Below are 22,145 nucleotides of genomic sequence, written 5' to 3'. Positions count from 1 at the left end.
ATACAAGCGACGCAGGGTGCATTTAGTATGCTAAAACAATGATGAATTCCCTGGTCGGAGACCTACGCTACGGCTTCATCGATAAAAAATTCGTTGCCGACAAAAAATACAATCCTCGGCTCATCCGAAATGATGAGTCCGCCACTATGTACAATGCGCTCCGCGAGGAGCTACGCACCGCTACGAGTTTCATATTTTCAGTAGCATTTATTTCTCCGGCCGCCCTTGCCATGCTGAAGGAGGATCTCCTTCAGTTTTCTGGCCCAATGACGATCATCACGTCGAACTACCTTGATTTCAATTCGCCATCGATGTTCAGAGAACTACTCGAAGTTGAGGGACTGAACGTCTACATCTACCCCGAGGATCATCACCGGGGTTTTCATCCAAAGGGATACCTCTTTTACAAAGAGGTTGAGCTTTCAGCCATCGTCGGCAGCGCAAACTTGACGCAAAAGGCGCTCCAGGAAAACGAAGAGTGGAATCTGCACTTTTCCAGTCACCAGAATGGTGATATCACATTCCAAATTGAGACGGCCATTGATATGCAACGTAACCGTTGCATCCCACTAACTCATCAATGGGTCGATGAGTACGAACAGAACCGCGTACCTCCAGTTTCGAAAAACACGCACACAAAGTTGCTGCCCGAGGGCCCAGTTATCGCTAATCAAATGCAGCAGGTAGCGCTGTCGAATATCGCTGACTTGAGGCAGTCAGGCGAGCGGAAAGGCCTCATAATTTCCGCTACCGGCACGGGGAAGACGATCCTTGCTGCACTAGCAGTTAAAGAAGCACAGGCCAAGCGCGTCTTGTTCGTTGCCCACCGGGAACAGATTTTGGAAAAGACTAAGAGCGAGTTCCAAAAGGTACTTGCCTACTCCGGTTCTGAGCTTACGGACGCCGACTTTGGACTCTTGGTTGGTGGGAAAAAAGAAACTGATGCACGATACCTTTTTGCCTCAGTTCAATCCTTGTATTCCCAATCGACTTACAAAACCTTTTCTCCAGATGCCTTTGACTTCATCATTATTGATGAGGTTCATCGTGGCGCTGCTAATTCCTACAAGCCAGTTTTTGAATACTTCAACAGTGAGTTTGTCCTCGGCTTGACCGCAACTCCCGAACGTCCAGATTCAGGGGACATCTTTCGCCTCTTTGATTTCAACGTTCCTTACGAAATCCGACTGCAAGCCGCTCTTGAAGCCGACATGCTCGCACCATTCCATTATTTCGGTGTCACCGATTTTGATGATGGAGTTCGAGCGATCGGTGATAAGACTGCTTCCATCGATGCTCTCGTCGCTGAAGATCGTATCGACTATCTCCTGGAGAAGCTCCGTGTCTACGGGTTTCCTGAGAGAGTTAAGGGGCTCATGTTTTGTAGTCGGAAAGACGAAGCAAAAGCGCTATCGGAGCAGCTCAACCAAAAGCAGCTCTTTGGCCGGCAGCTACGGACGAAGGTGCTTCTAGGTGAAGACTCAATCTCGACACGAAATGCTGTCGTTACGGAGTTATCTGCAGGCGAACTCGACTACATCATCACCGTTGATATTTTCAACGAGGGCATCGACATTCCGGCAGTAAATCAAGTAGTGATGCTGCGCGGCACCGAATCAAACATCATTTTTACCCAGCAGCTGGGCCGTGGCCTTCGCAAAGCCCCAGGAAAAGACCATCTCCGAGTAATTGATTTCATTGGAAACTACAAGAACAATTACATGATCCCGATGGCTCTTTTCGGAGATTCATCTAGAAATAAGTCGAAGCTCAAGGGCAAAGTCGTTGATCCCTCCAATATCCCATCGGGCTCCACTGTGAGCTTTGATGAAATTGCCAAGGAGAAGATCCTTAAAGCCATCGATACAGCCTCGGTGGACACGATTGCTGAATTTAAAAAGGATATTCAACTTCTCCAGTACCGACTGAATCGTGTACCACGACTAATGGATTTTGCTCGATTCAACCTCGTTGACCCTACAGTGATCTCGACCAGGCGTACCAAGAATTATTGGGAACTCCTGCACCAGGTGGACAAAGCAGCAACAGGACCAACGGATAAGCAGAGTGAATACTTGAAGTTTTTGTCCCGCGAGCTACTTCCAGGAAAGCAACCCCAAGAGTTACTTCTACTTGACCAGCTTATTAAGCATGGTTCCATCACACGTGAAGAGTTTTCAGATTTACTCGACACAAGGGCTGTTTCTCACAGCGAGCTGGATCTCTCTGTAGTCGAACGAGTGCTCAACCTCGAGTTTTACCCGAAGCGGGCCTACGAAGAAATTAGATTGGTTCGGTACGATGACGAAACCTCACGTTACAGTCTGACTGAGGAATTTTTGACTTTGTACAACAAGTGAGATTCGTCATATCCAAACAGCTTTCGAGAGCATGTGGATGACATCATTCAAACCGGTCTTTTCCTGTCCCGCGAAAATGATTATTTCGCGGGTGTGCTTCGCCGCAATCAACGCTATTCCAGAAAGGATGTTTCTCGTCTTTTGAGGCTTCGGTCGGATCAATCAGGCACGCTAAATGGCTACAAGATTGATTCCCACTCGCAAACGATTCCAATCTTTGTAAACTACCGAAAGCACAAAGGGCTTGCTCCTCGCATCGCATACGAGGATGAATTCATTGACCATTCGACGATGCGTTGGTTTACACGTTCAAATAGGACGCTAAAGAGTCAGGAAGTCCAGAGCATCATCCAACATAAATTCCCTATCCATTTGTTTGTACGCAGGGATGATTTACCAGATGAAGGATTCACCTACCTTGGCGAAGCCACTCCAAGTGATCCCCAGCAAGCAAAAATGAAGGGGGTTAAAGGGAAAGACTCGAATGTTGTCACAATGAAGCTTCACCTTGAACATCCCGTTCCCGACACATTCTTCGAGTACCTTCACGCAAAGCCGATTGACTAACGAAAGCCAAAACCCCTACCCCGCCACTGTGGCGGAATAGGGGGTTGGACGGAGCGTCGTAAAGCGAACGCCCTATCTACGAGACTGCGGTGACCTGATTAGAACAGGCTCGGCAGGTTCGCCTGCGAGGAAATGTTGCTGGCTGCCTGCGTTGCCTGAGCGGTCGCACCAGACAGCTCCGGAATCGGCAGCTCCGGGAGAGATGGGCTCTCCGAGATAATGTCGGCAATCTCCGGCGGGACCTCGACGCCCTCTGGAAGCAGCTCGCCAATCGGACCCAAATCCGGCTCTTCCTGTGGGACGTGCTGCTTGGTGTACTGGGAGTCCTCGTCAATCGTGCGGAACTCGGACTGCGGTTCGGTGGAGGTCTCCACCTTGAAGCGCTCGTTGACCTGGCCGTCCGGAATGTCGTACTGCTCTTCAAGAGCAACGTCAATCGGCTGGAAGCGGCTCAGCGGGCCGATGCCCATGGAGTTAACGCCGATGGCCTCGCGAGTCTCCGGGTTGTAAGCGTTTCCGCCCGAATCGCCGTGGTCAATCGGAGCGATGGCCCAGACACCGTTGCGGACACGGAAGACCTGGAAGCCGCAGCCGCGGCCAGTACGGGAACCGTCGGTGCACACGGGCTCACCGAGGTTGTCGAAGGAAATCTCCATCGGCTCGAGAGTGCGCTTGTCCTCGATACCGACGATCTGAACCGGCTCGCCGTGGACGTTGCCGAACTCATCCACAGAGTGGGACATAGAGGTGGTCTTGATGTCGTCCTGAACCTCAATGATGCCGTAGTCACCGCTATTGAAGAGCTCGTTGAAGAACTCCGGCATAGTGGTGTTTTCATCGAAGTCACCCTCTTCCGGCATGACATCGGTGCCCATGTAGTCCTTGTTGACCAGCTTGTCGCCATCCTTGGTTGGGATGAAGAACTGGCCGGTGACCTCTTCGCCGGTTTCAGTATCCTTCGCCACAACACAGTGGCCGGCAGTCATGATGACACGATGCGAAACGCCATTCTGATCCACAACGGTGCCAGGAACTCCCAGAGAGCACATCGGGGACTGAACATGACGTCCATCGATGTTCTTGCTGCTCGGGAACGGCATTCGCAACGGCGAGCCCGGGCCGATGACAACATCCGAGTTTGCCGGTGCAGCCTCAGCTACCGCGATTCCGGGCACAAAGCCACCTGCAGCTACCGACAGTGCAGCCGTAAGTGTGGCGACCTTCTTCGAACTGGCCATAGTGTGCGCTACTCCATTTCTGTACAGAAAACTTGTCCCACTCAGTGTATTAGGGACACCTTTACAAAGCTCTCCAAAAAATGAAACCTAGGGTGAAATTCTCAGTCGTGGAACCGTTCAATCGCCTTCACGGCACGCGCATTACGCATCAAAAAGTTTGTTCAACAGCAATGCAAGAGCCAGAACCATCCGCCTTGGATGATTCTGGCTCTCTTAACGGTTCGGGGGTGATTTTTGTCAGATTCTCAGACTGGTGCTAGCCCTCAAAGCTTGGAAGCTGAATTTCTGCCAACTGAGGCAGCTCAAACGGCTGTGACGATTGTGGCAATTGGGGCGATTGTGGCAGCTCAGGCAGTTGCGGCGACTGCGGCAACTGGTCCACAAGATCAGTTAACTGCGGTACAGAACCTTCCTGAGAATCCTGCGAATTCTGCGTCCGGGCGTACCCCTGATCCGCCGCCATATCCTCGTTGAGGGTGCGATAGGTGGAGTCGCGCTGAGCCGTGGAATCCGATACCTCGAAGTGGTCGTTCACTTGACCGTCGGGAATGCCGTAGGCCTCCTGGATGGCAATATCCGCGGGCATCACACGCGAGACCGGACCGAAGGTCATCGAATTCACGCCAATAACTTCATTTGTGGTCGGATCGTAGGCATTTCCGCCCGAGTCACCGTGGTCAACGCCGATACCAACCGTCCAAATGCCGTTTCGAGCCCGGAATACCTGATAGCCACAGGCACGTCCGGTACGCATGCCGTCCTTACAGATAGGTTTGCCAAAATTATCGAAGGAGACCTCGCCACGCGGCAGATCTTCATTGTCTTGAATGCCAGTCATCGCTACAGGCTCCCCGTAGCTCTGACCATTTTCATCGATGGAGTAACTTGCGCCGGTAGTTTCTACGTCTGGATCAAGGTTGATTACTCCATAGTCTGCACCATTAAAGGCCGCCGGCAACGACTCCAGTCCGGCATCTTCCTGCGGCACTTCCCAACGGTGAGCACCTGTCGTACCAATGCGCTTATCGCCTTCGGTGGTTGGCACATACACCTCACCGGTAACGATTGGCAGACCCACATCCGGAGCATCATTCACACAGTGCCCTGCGGTCAACATGACCCGATGCTTTTCCCCATTGCGGTCCGTCACCGTTCCCGGAACACCCGCCGAACACATCGGCGAGTTGACATTTCGGTGCCCATCCCACGGGCTTCCCTCCATGGGAGTTCGAATCGGGTCACCCGGACCAACCACGACAGCATGTGCCGCGACCGGGGCTGCTAAGGACAAAAGTGCTGCGAAAGCCGATACCGCCATTCGACTTCTTGCGTGCTTCATTGAGACGAATCTTTCAAATTTTTAGTTTTCCTTTAGGACCATCCCCCACACTAATCCACCACCCCACCCCCAGAAATAGCGTTTTCTCAGACTCTTGGACTTTTACAAAAGTCGTTATCGAATCGTTTCCACAACCCCACATGTCCCTGCAATAACACCAGGCACCTAGCCAATTGACTACCCCCACTTGGGTAGCCAATTGATGCTAAACATATCTCGAACATTAGTTCTATATGTTCGAAAATGCGAGTCCGGGTTGTTCGATAACTTGTGAGCCATGAACACAGCAGACGAGTTTCCCATTCATCGCCGCCTAGCTCTTCCCCCACTATCCGCTACCTACCGTGCAGAATGTTTCGAAGACCTCGACCTCATCCGCACAATCCTCTGCCACCCCACCATCGGCCGTAGGCATTCGCCCGGCGCGCTAGATCACACCTTCTCGCTTCCCGACGGGCCTGTGGTCACCGTCCGCGCGTCACGGATAGCGCTTCCTCGCGCACTGGTCTCTCAGCTTGCCGACGTGCACGCGGAATACTTCATCCTGAAGGATGAGCCCATGTTCATGTACTCCGTTTCCGTCAAGGTGGAATCCTCATCGGAGGTAGTCCTCCGCGGAATTGGCGGTTCGAATCGGACGCGGGAAGAAAACCGCCGACGTACTCGGGCTGTGGCTGAGGCACTCCATCGTGCGCAGGACTGCAGCAAGATACACGAAAACGGCACTGACCTCGCACTCCCCGGGCGCCGTTATAGCTGGATTGGCACCAGGGACGCGCGGCCACTGCCGTGTCCTAACGAGCTCTTTTCTTCTCGCCCATCAGCGGCTTAGCACTGTTCACAGTGCTGCCACAGTACGGCTACTCGCTGTCGTCGCCTTCTTCGTCGTCCTCGTCGTCATAGTCGCCATCGTCATAGAGGTCATCATCGTCGTCATCGTCATCATCATCCCCGTCCAAGGAGGCAACGTGATCAGAGTAGATATACTCCGCGTACCCGTCATCGACGGGTGCCAGCTGATCTTCCCATTCCTCTGCGCGGTCTACCACGAGCGCAAGGACATCCATCAGCTTGTCAAAGTCCTTGAAGGTGCCCAGCGTCAGAACCTCATTGCGCAAGGTCTGGATGTCAGAGTAGAGGTCAGCGAACATCTTGCGACGGTCATCATCGGTGAGAACCGTTTCGGTGTCCGAGTCCCAAAACTCTGCGATGGCCTGGTCGACAATGTCGTCCAAGTTCGCGTCCTGAGAGATGAAGCGGACGTGTGCGCTGGGCTCGTTGTTGTGGGCAGTTACCAAAACCTGAACCAACGAGGAGGTACCAACTTCGGAGGTGACCAAGGTTGCCTCTTCGGGGTCCTGTTCAAACTCCAGGTCAGCAATGCGGTCATCATCACCATCGAGCAGAGTGCGCAGCAGGCCAACAACCTGGTCAGTAGCTACATGGTGGGCGACTGCCGCGACGGCGTCTTCGACGGAGAATACAGCGGAGACCAGAACAGCTTCGAACTCGTCGTCCTCATCATCCACATCGGCAGCGGCTACGTAAACTTCGGCAGCCGGGATGTCCTCATCAATGGTGACGAACTGAACCTCCAGGTCAGAGGTAATGGGAACGAAGAGGGTGTCATCGTTGACACGGCTTTCAATGCCCTCGCGGTCCAGTGCCGCAGCAATCTGCTCGAAAAAGCTCATGGGTGGAATCCTCCCTTGAAAGATAATTGGCCTCTACCCGCAGCCAATCGTAGCGACAAACGCGCAATCATGGGGTGGCTCATGCCCCCGGCAATTGCTGCGAAAGATCACGCCGGCAGCGTCCGTGCTGCTGCAAAGCCGCCAACGCGGTCGGTTGAGGAGCAGGCCACCAGCTGTCGATTCTCGAAAACAGAGCGCTCAGTAGCGTGCCCAGAGTTGATGGCGTTCCTCACGAGAACGTTTTGGACAGGAGACACACAGATCGGCATCTGGGCTGTGATAAATCATGCAGCAAGTAGCTCTCTCCAGGTGAGTAACTACATCGAAGTCCGGTTCTTCTCCCGATTCAGCAGCGGCTTCATCCCAGGGGCGCACCTCGCCTCCGCAGGAATCCATGAAACGAGGAAGAGGGACCCGATGTACTCGCTGTATTCCCTCAACGACATGTTTGCCAATAAGCGCTCCACGCCAGGGCTCCATCAGCTCATTACCGGCGGATATTGCGGCGTTAGCTACGGCATCGGCAGCCACGGCCCAAAGAGGGGCAGGCTTGATTTCCCCGACTTCTCCAACAACCTGAGCCAACGGCTCCAAGAAATGAGCCAGTGCTTCGCCGGAATCCTTCAGCTCATCCGCATCCTCAGCGGAAATGCTTTCAAACTGTTGAGCTTGGAACCCAACCCAATAGTCATCTCGAAGAAATGTGAGCCAAGAAGACCACTGCCACACCGGAACTCGATTGGACACCAACACGCATGCCAGCGATGGCCCTACCAATGCTCCGCACATGGACCACCACCACAACTGGGCCTGGAAACGGGTATCCACCTCAACCTCGGGCATGGGAAACAGCTTTCTCCCAGCCTCAATTCCGGCGGCTACAGCTTCGGTAGAAAGGTGCCACTCCGCAGCGCCGTCGTGAGGCGTGACATCTGCGGAAAACCGAGGAAAGTCCGCCAAAAGCTGGGAGTACTCGGGAGGCAATGCGGCACCCCGCGTGACATCGTTCACCAGTCTCATCCTTCTATCGACTGTGTTAATCGCCGTACACCTGTCTATTTTTCCACCGACTACGGAATTTCCCCACAGCTCAGTAGTGTTTATATGGGCATATGGCTCTCAACGGACCCGTTTAGGAGGTCTACTACTTTGTTCCAAAAGACGAAGAAGGATTCAACTCGCACAGTAACTGATGCGGTGAACTCAACCCCCGAAGCGATCGAACGTGATGCCGGAAAACTGGGAACCCTTCTTATCCAAACCCTGGATAAGACCATGAGCTGGCAGTCGTCTGCCATCACCGGGTACGTCAGTTCCCTACACAAGCGCAAAAAAGATGAAACTCCGGCGCAGGTACAGGAACGTATTGATTCCCACTACCTCAACCTGGTCACCGGCACCGGTGGTGCCGCTGGCGGCAGTGCGGTTCTTCCCGGCGTCGGCATGATTACGGGCTTGGCTGCGGTTACCGGTGAATCGCTGCTGTTCCTGGAAGCATCAGCCTGGTACACACTGGCCTCAGCAACCCTGCGCAATATTGACATCACCGATCCGCAACGCCGTCGCACGCTGATTCTTGCGGCCATGAGTGGTTCTGAGGGGACAGCTATTATGGCCTCTCTGCTTGGCGAGGAATCGCTGCGGAAGCAGACCAAAACTTCCGTAAATTCTCTACTGCCACGGCTTGGCGTTCCGCAGCTGGGTGCAGCAAACCGCCTGCTGATTCGCGAGGCACGCAAGCGCTTGATGAAGAACGCTCGCCTGGCCATCATCGGTAAGATTTTGCCATTTGGAATTGGCGCCGTGGTTGGGGCCTCCGCCAACCGCAAGCTCGGTGGCATTCTTATCAGCTCCACTCGCGCATCTCTGGGCCCGCTTCCCCAGGATTGGTCGGACTTTGAACGAAAGCTACCGGCTAAATCCAACACCTCGGAGGACTCGAAGAAGGACTCAAAGTCATCGAGGTTCTCTATTCCCTCGGCGCTGAAGTGGCCGAAGAAAAAGAAGAATAAGTAGTTCCTCTTACCCCGATTACCCTTCAGCAACGTTTTTCAATGGAAGAGCGGTACCCACCATGGCCCAGAGCAAACCCCTCAGAACCTCTCCCATGAAGTTCTTGTGGAAACAGTCTCTTCACAGGCCACTACCGCTCTATGGTGTCATTGTTGTAGCGCTAATCGTTGTCGGGCTAGAGTCCGTACTTCCGCTTCTCACTAGAGATGCCATTGATGTGGCAACGGGCTCTTCCGATGGCGGTGTCCCCGCGCGCCTACTGCCTTCCCTAACTCCCCTGCAGGCAGTCATTTCCGTCTTTCTGGCCATCGCGTTAGTACGCTTCGTCGCCCAGGTGGGGCGCAGATTCTTCTCCGGCAAACTCTCCATTGATGTTCAGCACGACCTGCGACTAAAGATCCTTCGCTCCCTACAAAACCTCGATGGTCCAGCACAAGACCGAGTCAACACCGGCCAGGTCGTGTCACGGTCAATTTCCGACCTCCAGGCAGTGTCCGGACTACTGGCGATGTTGCCGTTGACACTGGGATCCGTCGTCAAGCTGTTCATCACTATCGGCATCATGCTCGCCCTCTCGCTGCCCCTGACACTGGTCGGCCTCGCCGTCGTGCCAGCGATTGTCTACATTGCGGTGAATTCGCGTGACAAACTCCATGCCGCAACCTGGGCTGCCCAACAGCAAGCAGGCGAGATCGCCGGACAAGTCGAGGAAACCGTTTCCGGCATTCGCGTTGTCAAGGCGTTTGCGCAGGGTGACAACGAAGTTGCGAGGATGGAGCGTAACTCGTCGCTGCTCTATTCCCTACGCCTGCGAGCGGCAAAACTCAGCGCTCGATTCCAACCGGCGCTGCAGTCGTTGCCGCAACTGTCCCTCGTCGGAAATATCGCAGTCGGTGGCTGGCTCGCGATTAACGGACACATCACCCTAGGCACGTTCGTGGCGTTTGCCACGTATCTCACCAGCCTGACTGCCCTGTCGCGTCTGGTCTCCAACATGGTCATCTCGATACAGCTGACGTCGGCAAGCATCGACCGCATTTCCGATGTCATCGACGCCCGACCAGACAACCCCGAACCCACCGACGCGCTCCCCCTCCCCAACGGTCCTGTTGGCATCAGCTTCAACCACGTCACCCACAGCCGTGGCGGACGCACGCTTATCGACGATGTCTCATTCTCCGTCGCGCCAGGGGCGACCTTAGCGTTGATTGGCCCACCGGGGTCCGGAAAGACTATCGCCACGGAGTTACTCGGCCGTCACTATCTGCCGGATTCGGGAACTATCACTATCGATGCGCCCAGCCACAGCACATCCACAGATACGGCGCGCATTCTCTCCAGCGACGTATATGACGCTATAACTGTCGTTCCGGACACTCCTTATCTATTTGCGGGCACGTTGCGTGAGAACATCGCATTCGCCAATCCCGCGGCGTCCCAGGAAGAGATTAACGCCGCAGCGACCGCCGCCCAGGTCAACTTCGTCGACGACCTGCCTCAGGGGTGGGACACAGCCATCGGTGAGCGCGGGCATAATCTCTCCGGCGGACAAGCTCAACGCGTGGCGTTAGCACGGGCATTCCTCGCCCGTCCTCGGGTTTTGGTTCTCGATGACGCGACCTCAGCAATCGATGCCGCGACAGAGTTGGAAATCTTCAACGCGCTGACCTCACAGCTGGCGGATACGACTATCGTCATCGTGGCGCATCGATCTTCCACTCTCGAGCAGGCGGACCACATCGCCATTTTCGAAGACGGTGCCATCACCGGCATTGGCACCAAGGCCGAACTGATTACTTCTCATCCGCGCTTCACCGAGCTGATGGACATCGACCAGAGCGCCTACCCCGAAATCGAAAACCTTGTTCTCGACCCCATCGACAGCGAAGACCCCAGCCCCGAGGAACTCTGGCCCGACGAAACCGCTCCAACCGCCGACGACTCCACGTCAGACACCGCTGCGCGGCTTCCCGGAGGTGCAACTTCTCAAATGAGCCGCGGGGTCGGCCGAGCCGGAGGCGGTCCAGGCGGCCGCGGCGGCGGTCGTGGTGGCATGGGGGCGGCTCTCGCCAATGCGCCTGCGACGCCGGAGCTACTCGAGCGCGTGCGAAACCTCCCACCCGCTACCGAAAAACCGCGTGTGCCCGCTGCGGCACTCGACAACTCCGAGACTTTCTCTCTGCGCCGACTGCTCTCCTATGTCCGCGGCCTATTTATAAGTGTCATTGCGCTGCTCGCCCTCATTGCCGTTGCCGATCTGGCGTTCCCCATGCTCGTGCGCTACGCCATTGACCACGGCATCAGTGAGCACAATGAGGCCGTGCTGTGGGGCTGCGCCGCAGGTGGCTTGGCGACAGTCCTCATCAGTTGGATTGCCGTAGCCACAAATGCTGTTATTACTGCGCGCACTGGTGAGCGGCTGCTCTATGCCCTGCGTGTGCGCTGCTACCGTCACCTGCAGTCGCTTGGCATTAACTACTTCGAGGCCAATCGCTCGGGCGCCATCATGACGAGGATGACAACCGACATCGATGCGCTCTCCTCTTTCCTGCAAACGGGACTGGCAGAGGGGGCAATCGCCGCGTTTACTCTGCTCGGTGTCACGGCGCTGTTGCTTGCCACACAGGTGTCACTCGCCGCGGTGGCGTTGGCATCGCTTCCCATCATTGTGGTGTCCACTCTGGTATTCCGCCGGATCTCCTCGCGCCTATACAAGGCTGCACGCGAGCAACTCTCCTTGGTCAACGCTGATTTTCAGGAGACTATTGGTGGGCTTCGCGAGATTCAGATGTACCACCGCGTCGCCGATATCGAATCTTCCTTTGCCGAGGAATCCAACAAGTACCGCGCAATTCGTCAGCGAGCACAGCTGGCCGTGGCTCTATTCTTCCCCGGCATCAACTTCGTCTCTGAGTTGGCAACAGCCGCGGTATTGGCTGTCGGTGCCCAACAGGTTGCTTCGGGAACCACGACGCCCGGCGTACTTGTCGCCTTCACGCTGTACCTGGGAATGCTCTTTGGCCCGATTCAGCAGCTGTCCCATGTTTTCGACGGCTACCAGCAGGCGAAGGTCGGCCTCAATCGCATTGGTGATCTCCTACAGACCGCCCCCATGCCAGATCACGGCACTACTGACGGCGCGTCCCGCGCAGCTGCTGGCGACCTCCGCTTAGACAAGGTAGCTTTCTCCTACCCTGCCTCGAACTCTGAGCACGAACGCCCGCAGGTTCTCGATGCTCTCGATTTGCAGATTCCTGCCGGAGAAACAGTCGCAATTGTCGGATCCACCGGCGCCGGAAAATCGACAATCATTAAGTTGTTTGCCCGTTTCTACGATCCAGTTGACGGTGTGGTGCGAGCCTCCGAAACTGACATCCGCGACTTCCCTCTTAACGATTGGCGACGCACCCTCGGCTATGTCCCCCAAGAATCACACCTGTTTTCGGGGACAGTAGCAACAAATATTTCCTACGGTCTACCGGACAGCAGTCATGCTGAAATTCAGCAGGCCGCGAAAAACGTCGGTGCCCTCAGCACCATTGCCAGCCTGCCCGGTGGCTTCCACCACCCCGTCGGCCCAGATGGCCGAGGGCTCTCCTCCGGACAGCGTCAGCTCATCGCACTCGCTCGTGCCGAAATGATGCGTCCTGAACTGCTGCTTCTCGACGAAGCCACCGCGACACTCGACCCTGCAACAGAGTCGGCAATCCTTGAAGCCACTGACCGTGCGTCGCGTCAACGCTCGGCAATTATTGTGGCCCACCGCCTGGCTACAGCGGCTCGGGCCAACCGGATTTTGGTACTTGACCACGGGCGTATTGTCGAAGACGGCTCCCATGATGAGCTTCTAGCGGCGGGTGGCCAATACGCAGAGCTCTGGAGCAAGTACCATATGGGGAGCGCGACGGTGTAGTAATTCAGAATTTTCGTTATCCTTGAATGACACTTTGACGCTTGCGCTAATTAGAATAAACGTGAGTTAGTAAAACTAAGACGAAAAGAGGCGAGTACCTGCCGTGAGCAGCGACATGAGCTTCGGCCAGAACGAATGGCTGGTCGACGAGATGTACCAGCAATTCCAGAAGGATCCACAGTCTGTGGGTCAGGAATGGCGCGAATTCTTCGCAACCCACACCCCGTCCCAAAAGGGCGAGGACCTTTCCAATATGGCAAAGCCAGCAGCAGCCACGAAGGAGGAAGCTAAGGCAACCGGACGTCGTGAATCCAAGGGGGTCGAACCCACTAAGACCCCGAACAAGCCGGCGTCCCCGAAGCCAAAGAAGTCCCCAATGGATGCAGCAGCCAAGGTTTCGGCTGTTGAATCCGGCGAGGAGCCTCTGAAGGGCGTCGCACGGGCTATCGCTAAGAACATGGATGTCTCCCTGGAGATGCCGACCGCTACGTCGGTTCGCGATATGCCGGCACGTCTGATGTTTGAAAACCGCACCCTGGTTAACAATCATCTGGCACGCGCCCGCGGCGGCAAGATCTCCTTCACCCACATCATTGGTTACGCCATGGTGAAGGCTGTCATGCTCCACCCGGACATGAACAACAACTACAAGGTGGTTGACGGCAAGCCAGTTCTGGTTACCCCGGAGCACATTAACCTCGGCCTGGCCATTGATATGCCAGCTAAGGACGGCTCTCGTTCGCTCGTAGTTGCTGCTATCCGCGAGTGTGAAACCCTGACCTTCAAGCAGTTCGTCGACGCCTACGAGGACATCGTCGTTCGTGCTCGCCACGGCAAGCTGACCGGTAAGGACTTCCAGGGCGTCACCATTTCCCTGACCAACCCGGGCGGTATCGGTACTCGCCACTCCGTCCCGCGCCTTACCAAGGGGCAGGGCGCGATTATCGGTGTCGGCTCCATGGATTACCCGGCTGAGTTCGCCGGTGCTTCCGCGGACCGTCTGGCAGAGATGGGCATCGGCAAGCTGGTGACCATCACCTCTACTTACGATCACCGCATCATCCAGGGTGCAGAGTCCGGTGAGTTCCTGCGCACGATGAGCAACCTGCTCGTCGACGACAAGTTCTGGGACCACATCTTCCAGACCATGCGCGTCCCCTACACCCCAATCCGTTGGGCACAGGATCTGCCGAACACGGGTATCGACAAGAACACCCGCGTTATGCGTCTGATTGAGGCCTACCGCTCCCGCGGTCACTTGCTGGCTGATATCGACCCGCTGCGTTCTGACCAGCCGAATGATTCCGCTCCGAACCACGCTGACCTCGATATTGAGGAGCACGGTCTGACCCTGTGGGATCTGGACCGTACCTTCAACGTCGGTGGTTTCGGCGGCAAGGAGACGATGACGCTGCGCGAAGTTCTCTCGCGCCTGCAGAACGCATACTGCCTCAAGGTCGGTTCCGAGTACGCTCACATCCTCGACCGCGAAGAGCGCGAGTGGCTGGAAGAGCGCATTGAGGGCGGCCAGCCAAAGCCGTCCCACGCTGAGCAGAAGTACATTCTGCAGAAGCTGAACGCCGCTGAGGCATTCGAGAACTTCCTGCAGACCAAGTACGTCGGCCAGAAGCGCTTCTCCCTTGAGGGCGCAGAGTCGCTGATTCCGCTGATGGACTCCGCCATTGACACCGCTGCTGGTGCTGGCCTGGATGAGGTCGTCATCGGTATGCCACACCGCGGTCGACTGAATGTGCTCGCAAACATCGTCGGCAAGCCACTGCGCCAGATCTTCACCGAGTTCGAAGGCAACATCGACCCGGCACAGGTCGGCGGTTCTGGTGACGTCAAGTACCACCTGGGTACTACTGGCCGTCACATCCAGATGTTCGGCGAGGGCGAGATTGACGTCACCCTGACTGCGAACCCGTCCCACCTCGAGGCCGTCAACCCGGTCGTTGAGGGTCTTGCTCGTGCACGCCAGGACAAGATCAACAAGGGCGAAGAGGGCTACTCCGTCATGCCGCTGCTGCTGCACGGTGACGCATCCTTCGCCGGCCTGGGCATTGTCCAGGAGACCCTGAACCTCATGTCCCTGCGTGGTTACAAGGTCGGCGGTACCGTCCACATCGTGGTGAACAATCAGATTGGCTTCACCACTTCGCCGGACTCCGGTCGCTCCTCCTACTACGCAACCGACATCGCCAAGGCATACGGCTGCCCGGTCTTCCACGTCAACGGTGACGACCCGGAGGCTGTCGTCTGGGTCGGCCAGCTGGCTGTTGAGTACCGTAACCGCTACGGCAAGGACGTCTTCATCGACCTGGTTTGCTACCGCAAGCGCGGCCACAACGAGGCCGATGACCCGTCCATGACTCAGCCGCTGATGTACAAGGTCATCGACGAAAAGGAAAGCGTCCGCGCTCAGTACACCGAGGACCTGATTGGTCGCGGTGACATTTCCGAGGAAGAGTACGAGGCAGTTCGCCGAGACTTCCACGACCAGATGGAAGCTGTCTTCAACGAGGTCCGCGCAGCACAGGACGCAAAGCCGGGCGAACAGTCCGGTATTGCAGGCTCTCAGCCGCTGCCGCATGGTCTGAAGACCGGCATCGAGAAGGCTGAAATCGTCGAGATTGGTCAGTCTTACGTCAACCTCCCTGAGGGCTTCAAGATTCACCCGCGTGTTGCGCCGGTCGCTAAGAAGCGCGCGGAGATGACTCAGGAAGGTGGCATCGACTGGGGTATGGCCGAGCTGCTGGCAATCGGCTCCTTCACCGGTGCTGGCATCGACGTCCGCTTCGCAGGTGAGGATGTCCGCCGCGGTACCTTTACCTCTCGCCACGCAGTTCTGATTGACTCCGAGGACGGTTCGGAATACAACCCGATCGACGCCTACGGTAAGTCCAAGAACGGTGGTCGCTTCATGATTTACAACTCGGCTCTGACCGAGTACGCAGGCATGGGCTTCGAGTACGGCTACACCCTGGGTAACCCGGACGCAGCAGTGTTCTGGGAAGCACAGTTCGGTGACTTCGCCAACGGCGCTCAGACCACCATTGACCAGTACGTTTCCTCCGGCGAGGCCAAGTGGGGTCAGACCTCCAAGCTGATCCTGCTGCTGCCGCATGGCTACGAGGGCATGGGCCCGGACCACTCTTCGGCACGTATCGAGCGCTTCCTGCAGCTCGCAGCCGAGGGCTCCTACACCGTTGCTCAGCCGTCCGAGCCGGCTAACTACTTCCACCTGCTGCGTCGCCACGTCCTGTCTGACCTGCACCGTCCGCTGGTTGTGTTCTCGCCGAAGTCGATGCTGCGCAACAAGATGGCAGCGTCTGCTGTCGAGGACTTCACCAACCCGAACAAGTTCCGCTCGGTCATCGATGACCCGAGCTTCGAGTCCAAGGACAAGTCCGGCATCAAGACCCTGCTGCTCTGCTCCGGCAAGATCTACTGGGAGCTGGAGAAGAAGCGCAAGAAGGACAAGCGCGACGATCTTGCAATCGCTCGCCTGGAGATGCTGCACCCGCTGCCGCACAACCGCCTCCGCGACCTCTTCGAGTCCTACCCGGATCTTGAGGAAGTCCGCTGGGTTCAGGATGAGCCGGCTAACCAGGGTCCATGGCCGTTCCTGGCACTGAACCTCCCAGAGGTTCTGCCGGATATGCCGAAGCTGACCCGCGTTTCCCGCCGTGCACAGTCCTCCACCGCAACTGGTGTGGCTAAGGTCCACCAGATTGAGGAGAAGGCTCTGCTGGAAGAGGCTCTCAAGTAGGTCTCATTGACTGGTCTTCGCCAGTTGGCATGTAAACGCTAAGGGGCTCCAACCGTTCGGTTGGAGCCCCTTTCTTGTTGCTTGGGCGATCGTTGCCAGGCATCAAGGGCGAATAGGCAAAAAGCGTGTCCGGTCGGCGTGCCACCGGGTCGGCACCATTTACTACTTAGTCCTCAATGCGAGTTACTGACTACGTTTATGACAGAAACGGCCCGAAAAATGGCATGAAAGTGTCATAAACTCGCACAGTTTCACATTTGCAGCCCGCATTCATGGGTTATTCAACAAACTTGGCGGCAGCCAACAGCAGATACGCGTCAGATACCGCCACAACTAGCCCCCGCCGCCCCGACTACGCCTTGTCCAGCCACTCCTGAGCGACCAACTCAGGGCTGGCGCCACCAGCCACAGCCCGGGTCATCAGCTTCAAGTCCTCAGTGCTCAGCGAACCCGCAATCTCATTGAGCACGCGGACTCGATCATCTCGGTCCAACGCTGGCTTGACGTAGAAAGGCACAAGCCATTGCGGCAAGTCAGCCCCAGCATTGTCAGCTGACACATCCGCGCAGCCCTGTGCCATGCCCGCGTCGGTGGCCATAACTTCACCCGGCAGCGACCGCGAAAATGCGTCGTACACACGGTCGCGCCACTCGCCGCTGAACTGCTTGTCCGGGGTGGAGTCGTCCGCGTATTCCTCCGCCAGTGAAGCCGCCGACGCAGGGTCGCTCAGGCCGAGTAGCTCACCTGTGCATCCGAAGGAGACCAGGACCGCTTCATTGCGTACGGCCCGCAACCGGTCGTCAGCATCGCGAATGCCGACGACCTCCGCTTGCCGCCCTATCCTCTCAAAGCTCTGCGCATACACGTACGCAAGAGCTGCTTGCTCAGGGTTGCGTAGGTCTGCCCCGACAGTCACCACCGCCTCCTGCTCGGGAGGAACGGGCTTCTGCGGATCCAAATCAGAACATGCGGCAAGACCGAACCCCGTCGCCCCAGTGACCAATGCCAGGGCGGTAAAAGTGCACGCAGTAGCCGTGGAGCTACCCTTGCACCCCATTGAGCGGATGCGAAAGTGGAACCCGGCGTTCGCACGTCTAAAATCAATCATCGACACCAGCGTAACCTACGAACGGATTGTGAGGTCACCCAGAATGGGCGAAGAGAAAAGCCGCAACATCAGCGCTTCGGCGAAGGCTCGCAATCCGCGAACTAGCTCGGCCAGTCAAAGCCAAAAACCGTCGGCCACAGGAAAACCCGGTAAAACCGCTCGGGCGACGAATGCGGCTAAATCCGCAGCGAAGTCGGCTGTCTCGAAGGTGACGCGCACCAACGGCTCGTCGTCAAGCACAGGAACAGGACAGTCGAGGGCGGTGCGCGATGCCCTGCGCGATTGCGGCGTCTACATCGGCGGCAAGCGGTTGCCCGGCACCTACGACCACTTCTCCGGGCTGTCCGAGGTACGGAATTTTGGCGAGGGCTTCACGTGGCTGTCGTTGTCGCGCCCCAACGCGACACAGATGGATGCCATCGCTGAGCTTTACGGGCTGGATGAGCTGACGGTGGAGGACGCACTGACTAACCGCCAGCGCCCCAAGATTGAGATCCACGATGATCACGTTGTTTTTGTTATTCGCTCGATTCACTACTCCCCGGAAGGTCTCGCGGATGACGAAAATGAGATTATTCGCTCCGGCCAGCTGATGATTGTTATCGGCCCGGAGTACGTCATCACCATTCGCATGGGCATGCCTAGCTCGGATATGCAGCGCATTAGCGCACGCGTGGAGAACACCACCGACGCCATCGACTACGGCCCCGCGGGCGTGCTGTGGGCACTGACGGACAACCTCGTCGATGCGTACCTGCGCATCGCTATGCAGCTGGAAGATCGCGTGGAGATCATGGAAGACGAAGTCTTCGAGCCGAACTTGGATTCGGATATTGAGGACATTTACATCCTCAAACGAGAGATTCTGGAAATGCGCCACGCGATCGATCCGCTGACACCGGCACTGCGCTCCCTGATGAATCTGCGGGAAGACATCATGCCTAAGGACGTCAGCCGTTACCTTTCCGATGTGCTCGACCACCAGCTCGCCGCCGCGGACCTCGTCTCCGGACTCGACGAACGACTCTCCGCCCTCATCGACGCCGCCGCCGTGAAAATCCAGCTGCAGCAGAACCAGGATATGCGTACCATCTCGGCGTACGCGGCTATTCTCGCCGTCCCGACCGCCCTGGCCGGCATCTACGGCATGAACTTTGACCACATGCCCGAGCTGCACTGGGAGTACGGCTACTTCATCGTCCTCGCCATCATGTTTGCCATCGTGGCGTTTTTGGTGTGGGTCCTGCGCCGCAACAAGTGGCTGTAGGTACTGCTTCTGGCAGGCATCGCTTTACGACGGATACAGCAACCTACCCGCGATTCCCACCGAGCGCCCGCTGCGCCAACAGGTCACGGGCCCGCTCGGCATTGCGGGGATTGCACAGGACGTCGTAGCGACGGGCAACAATCTCCGTTGTGCTCGAGAAATCCCGCTTGCCGTTTTGCATTGCGTACGGAACTGCGGCCAGCACGATGCCGAAGATGGCGCCCATACCGAGGCCAACAATCAGCGGACTAACCCAATCCTCCTGGAAAAGCCCCAGAATCAGGCCGAAGAACAGGCCCATCCACAGCCCGTACAGCGCGCCGCCGCCGAGCACCTTCGGCCAGGTCAGCCTGCCAACCACGCGCTCCACCTGCATCAGGTCAACACCGACGATGGTGAGGTCGGAAACCGGGAACTCATCGCGATCACTGAGCGAATCCACCGCCGCCTGCGCGTCGGAGTAGTTGGTGAAACTGCCCACCGGCCACCCCTCGGGTACCTGGCGCTGAGGCAACCGGGACTTCATGCTCTGTTCCCGGCCGCTCCCCCAACCGCTGCCCGCTTCCCCATTTGCCATCGGTACTCTCACCGTTCCCTTGCAGTTGTTGTCACAGTAAAAGGTGACTCAGTTGCTGAAAATATTGCTAAAACTATCGCCAAAAGGCGTTCTATCAAGGACAACGTCAGACGATTGGCAATTGTTCCACCGACTGGTCCGCCGCCCATTCCACCGCCACCGCTCTTGCCGGAAGGGTTGGTCGCTGTGACCGTCGTAAAGCGGCAAACTACTGATTTTGTCAGTAGTTCTTTGTCTTGCGGGGTCTCACGATAAGATTCACTACATAATGTCTACGATTACTGAAGCTGAAGTTCGCACCGCCCTGGCGCAGGTCGAAGATCCTGAGGTACGTCGCCCGATTACCGAGATTGGCATGGTCAAGTCCATCTCGGTGGCGGACAACAATGACGTGGCCGTGGAGATTTACCTCACCATCGCCGGTTGCCCCATGAAAAACACCATCATCGAGCGCACCGAAGAGGCGCTGAACGGTATCGAGGGCGTTGGCAACGTCACCGTCACCACCGATGTGATGAATGACGAGCAGCGCCGCGAGTTCCGCAACGCCGTCCGCGGCACCGCCTCCGAGCCGGTGATCCCATTCGCCCAGCCGGACTCCCGCACCCGCGTGTTCGCCGTCGCCTCCGGTAAGGGTGGCGTCGGTAAGTCCTCCGTGACCGTGAACCTCGCCGCCGCGCTGGCCGCGAAGGGCCTGTCTGTCGGTGTCCTCGATGCCGACGTCTACGGACACTCCATTCCGCACATGATGGGCTCCGAGGAAAAGCCACACCAGGTCGACGACATGATCATGCCTCCGCAGGCGCACGGCGTGTCACTGATTTCTATCGGACACTTCGTCGACGACAACGCACCGGTTGTCTGGCGTGGGCCAATGCTGCACCGCGCTATCCAGCAGTTCCTCGCGGACGTGTTCTGGGGCGACCTGGACGTCCTGCTTTTCGACCTGCCCCCGGGAACCGGCGACATCGCCATCTCCGTGGCGCAGCTCGTGCCGAACGCTGAGCTGCTGATTGTTACTACCCCGCAGATGGCCGCCGCCGAGGTCGCAGAGCGCGCCGGCACCATTTCGCTGCAGACCCGCCAGCGCATCGCCGGTGTCATCGAGAACATGAGCTGGATGGAAATGCCCGACGGCTCCAAGATGGAGGTCTTCGGCACAGGCGGCGGCGAGACCGTTGCCCGTCGTCTTACCCAGATCACCGGCGGAAAGGTCGAGCTGCTCGGCCAGGTGCCGCTGGACACAGAGCTACGCGAAGGCGGCGACAAGGGCACCCCGATTGTCCTGTCCAAGCCGGATTCGGGCGCGGGCGAGGCCCTGAACGCCATCGCTGACAAGCTGGTTGTTCGTCGCGAGTCGCTCGCAGGCAAGTCGCTCGGCCTGGGCGTGACTCCGAAGTAGGCCTTCGCTTTACGACGATCACAGCGACGCCCCCTCCCCGGTAGTTTCGGTGCCGGGAAGGGGGCGTCTGCTTTTGTGGCTGCGGTGTCTGGGGGTTAAGTAGCAAAAAGTGTGTCTGACTTTCAGCATTACTGCTGATTAGGCTGGGTAAATCGGGCGGATATAAGCATCAAGACCTTATATCCGCCCGATTAGTGTTCAATCCACCGGAATGGCACCCGCATGTGCTAATCGGGGGTTGGTGTGCTTTCCGGGTGAGTAAAAACAGACCACGATGCCCGATATGCGCTGGGCAAATGAAGAAAAACGGAACCACTTCTAAAGGCACAACCAGGTGGCGATGCAAGGACCCGAACTGCGGCAGTTCCACGACACGAACCCGCACCGACCGCACGCAGACCCGCGACTTTAAAGCCTTCGTCTCTTATGCCACCTCCACAGCAACGTTGTCTGAACTCGCCCAGCAACAAGGGGTAAGCCGTTGGACACTTGACCGCCGATTCAAACCGTTCTGGCTCATCGACATCCCCAACGACGGTGACCCACAGCGCATCTACGACCAGATCTTCATCGACGGTACCTACACCGCCGCCGGATGCTTGCTCGTCGCAGCCAGCCACGACCACGTCATCGCATGGCACTGGACCAAACACGAAACCGCCCACGCCTACACGCAGCTACTCCGCAAAATCGCTGAGCCGCTCTGCGTCGTCCTCGACGGCGGACAAGGCGCACTTACTGCGATTAAAGCCTGCTGGCCGAACGCGATAATCCAACGATGCCTCGTCCATGCGCAACGCGTCATCCGCCGCTACACCACATCACGACCACGCACCGACGCCGGCAAAGCCATCTACGCCCTGGCGTTGAAACTGACCCGTATCACCACACTCGA

Annotated in this window: 13 protein-coding genes and 1 pseudogene; 8 read left to right on the top strand and 6 right to left on the bottom strand. The window is 57.2% G+C overall.

The genetic code is table 11. The features are described 5' to 3' along the window. The first annotated feature begins 38 nt into the window (after positions 1–38). Positions 39–2,927, top strand: a pseudogene (locus ADB02_RS06155) (DEAD/DEAH box helicase). A gap of 98 nt (positions 2,928–3,025) precedes the next feature. On the opposite strand, the gene ADB02_RS06145 reads toward ADB02_RS06155, so the two are convergent. Together ADB02_RS06145 and ADB02_RS06140 are read right to left on the bottom strand one after the other, a co-directional pair. Then, positions 3,026–4,165, bottom strand: coding sequence for a trypsin-like serine protease (locus tag ADB02_RS06145; protein ID WP_048732829.1), 1,140 nt, complete (start codon positions 4,163–4,165; stop codon positions 3,026–3,028). A 256-nt stretch (positions 4,166–4,421) separates the two neighbouring features. After that, on the bottom strand, positions 4,422–5,483 hold the full coding sequence (locus ADB02_RS06140) for a hypothetical protein (protein WP_049190067.1): 1,062 nt from the start codon (positions 5,481–5,483) through the stop codon (positions 4,422–4,424). Positions 5,484–5,781: 298 nt separating this feature from the next. Here ADB02_RS06140 and ADB02_RS06135 point away from each other — a divergent pair, with 298 nt between their 5' ends. Further along, on the top strand, positions 5,782–6,336 hold the full coding sequence (locus ADB02_RS06135) for a hypothetical protein (RefSeq protein WP_049190066.1): 555 nt from the start codon (positions 5,782–5,784) through the stop codon (positions 6,334–6,336). Between the two features lie 28 nt (positions 6,337–6,364). Here ADB02_RS06135 and ADB02_RS06130 read toward each other — a convergent pair whose 3' ends face one another. Then, positions 6,365–7,198, bottom strand: a complete 834-nt coding sequence (locus ADB02_RS06130; RefSeq protein ID WP_048732832.1) for a hypothetical protein — start codon at positions 7,196–7,198, stop codon at positions 6,365–6,367. 198 nt (positions 7,199–7,396) lie between these two features. Continuing rightward, positions 7,397–8,218 carry a (2Fe-2S)-binding protein gene (locus ADB02_RS06125; protein ID WP_241482419.1) on the bottom strand — a complete coding sequence of 274 codons (822 nt, stop codon included), beginning with the start codon at positions 8,216–8,218 and terminating at the stop codon, positions 7,397–7,399. Positions 8,219–8,347: 129 nt separating this feature from the next. Between ADB02_RS06125 and ADB02_RS06120 the strand changes: the two genes are divergently transcribed. The 3 genes from ADB02_RS06120 (at position 8,348) to ADB02_RS06110 (ending at position 16,896) form a co-directional block, all read left to right on the top strand. After that, complete coding sequence (locus ADB02_RS06120; protein WP_038628387.1) at positions 8,348–9,214, top strand: hypothetical protein; 867 nt, start codon at positions 8,348–8,350, stop codon at positions 9,212–9,214. Between the two features lie 91 nt (positions 9,215–9,305). After that, entirely contained in the window at positions 9,306–13,124 is a 3,819-nt protein-coding gene (locus tag ADB02_RS06115; RefSeq protein ID WP_049190064.1) for an ABC transporter ATP-binding protein, read from the top strand. Between the two features lie 103 nt (positions 13,125–13,227). Beyond that, complete coding sequence (locus ADB02_RS06110) at positions 13,228–16,896, top strand: multifunctional oxoglutarate decarboxylase/oxoglutarate dehydrogenase thiamine pyrophosphate-binding subunit/dihydrolipoyllysine-residue succinyltransferase subunit (RefSeq protein ID WP_049190063.1); 3,669 nt, start codon at positions 13,228–13,230, stop codon at positions 16,894–16,896. Between the two features lie 352 nt (positions 16,897–17,248). Here the strand turns inward: ADB02_RS06110 and ADB02_RS06105 are convergent, their stop codons facing one another. Then, complete coding sequence (locus ADB02_RS06105; RefSeq protein ID WP_049190062.1) at positions 17,249–18,004, bottom strand: hypothetical protein; 756 nt, start codon at positions 18,002–18,004, stop codon at positions 17,249–17,251. 43 nt (positions 18,005–18,047) lie between these two features. Between ADB02_RS06105 and ADB02_RS06100 the strand changes: the two genes are divergently transcribed. Continuing rightward, positions 18,048–19,271 (top strand): magnesium and cobalt transport protein CorA, encoded by a 1,224-nt coding sequence (locus ADB02_RS06100; RefSeq protein WP_049190061.1) that lies wholly within the window; start codon positions 18,048–18,050, stop codon positions 19,269–19,271. Positions 19,272–19,314: 43 nt separating this feature from the next. Here ADB02_RS06100 and ADB02_RS06095 read toward each other — a convergent pair whose 3' ends face one another. Continuing rightward, entirely contained in the window at positions 19,315–19,797 is a 483-nt protein-coding gene (locus ADB02_RS06095; protein ID WP_042388577.1) for a general stress protein, read from the bottom strand. 319 nt (positions 19,798–20,116) lie between these two features. Between ADB02_RS06095 and ADB02_RS06090 the strand changes: the two genes are divergently transcribed. Both ADB02_RS06090 and ADB02_RS06085 read left to right on the top strand, forming a co-directional pair. Beyond that, complete coding sequence (locus tag ADB02_RS06090) at positions 20,117–21,250, top strand: Mrp/NBP35 family ATP-binding protein (protein ID WP_049190060.1); 1,134 nt, start codon at positions 20,117–20,119, stop codon at positions 21,248–21,250. A 254-nt stretch (positions 21,251–21,504) separates the two neighbouring features. Beyond that, on the top strand, positions 21,505–22,145 hold a 641-nt coding region (locus ADB02_RS06085), incomplete at its 3' end, for a transposase-like zinc-binding domain-containing protein (RefSeq protein ID WP_422647618.1).

The sequence above is a fragment of the Corynebacterium sp. 212_CJEI genome, from assembly GCF_001055915.1.
GTDB lineage: Bacteria > Actinomycetota > Actinomycetes > Mycobacteriales > Mycobacteriaceae > Corynebacterium > Corynebacterium jeikeium_D.
This window is presented reverse-complemented; position numbering and strand designations above follow the sequence as displayed.

Bases quoted from the DNA above. Each gene is read 5' to 3' on its own strand.
- ADB02_RS06090 (WP_049190060.1), top strand. From the start codon at position 20,117: ATGTCTACGATTACTGAAGCTGAAGTTCGCACCGCCCTGGCGCAGGTC.
- ADB02_RS06105 (WP_049190062.1), bottom strand. From the start codon at position 18,004: ATGATTGATTTTAGACGTGCGAACGCCGGGTTCCACTTTCGCATCCGC.
- ADB02_RS06145 (WP_048732829.1), bottom strand. From the start codon at position 4,165: ATGGCCAGTTCGAAGAAGGTCGCCACACTTACGGCTGCACTGTCGGTA.
- ADB02_RS06140 (WP_049190067.1), bottom strand. From the start codon at position 5,483: ATGGCGGTATCGGCTTTCGCAGCACTTTTGTCCTTAGCAGCCCCGGTC.
- ADB02_RS06115 (WP_049190064.1), top strand. From the start codon at position 9,306: ATGAAGTTCTTGTGGAAACAGTCTCTTCACAGGCCACTACCGCTCTAT.
- ADB02_RS06095 (WP_042388577.1), bottom strand. From the start codon at position 19,797: ATGAAGTCCCGGTTGCCTCAGCGCCAGGTACCCGAGGGGTGGCCGGTG.
- ADB02_RS06100 (WP_049190061.1), top strand. From the start codon at position 18,048: ATGGGCGAAGAGAAAAGCCGCAACATCAGCGCTTCGGCGAAGGCTCGC.
- ADB02_RS06135 (WP_049190066.1), top strand. From the start codon at position 5,782: ATGAACACAGCAGACGAGTTTCCCATTCATCGCCGCCTAGCTCTTCCC.
- ADB02_RS06125 (WP_241482419.1), bottom strand. From the start codon at position 8,218: ATGAGACTGGTGAACGATGTCACGCGGGGTGCCGCATTGCCTCCCGAG.
- ADB02_RS06130 (WP_048732832.1), bottom strand. From the start codon at position 7,198: ATGAGCTTTTTCGAGCAGATTGCTGCGGCACTGGACCGCGAGGGCATT.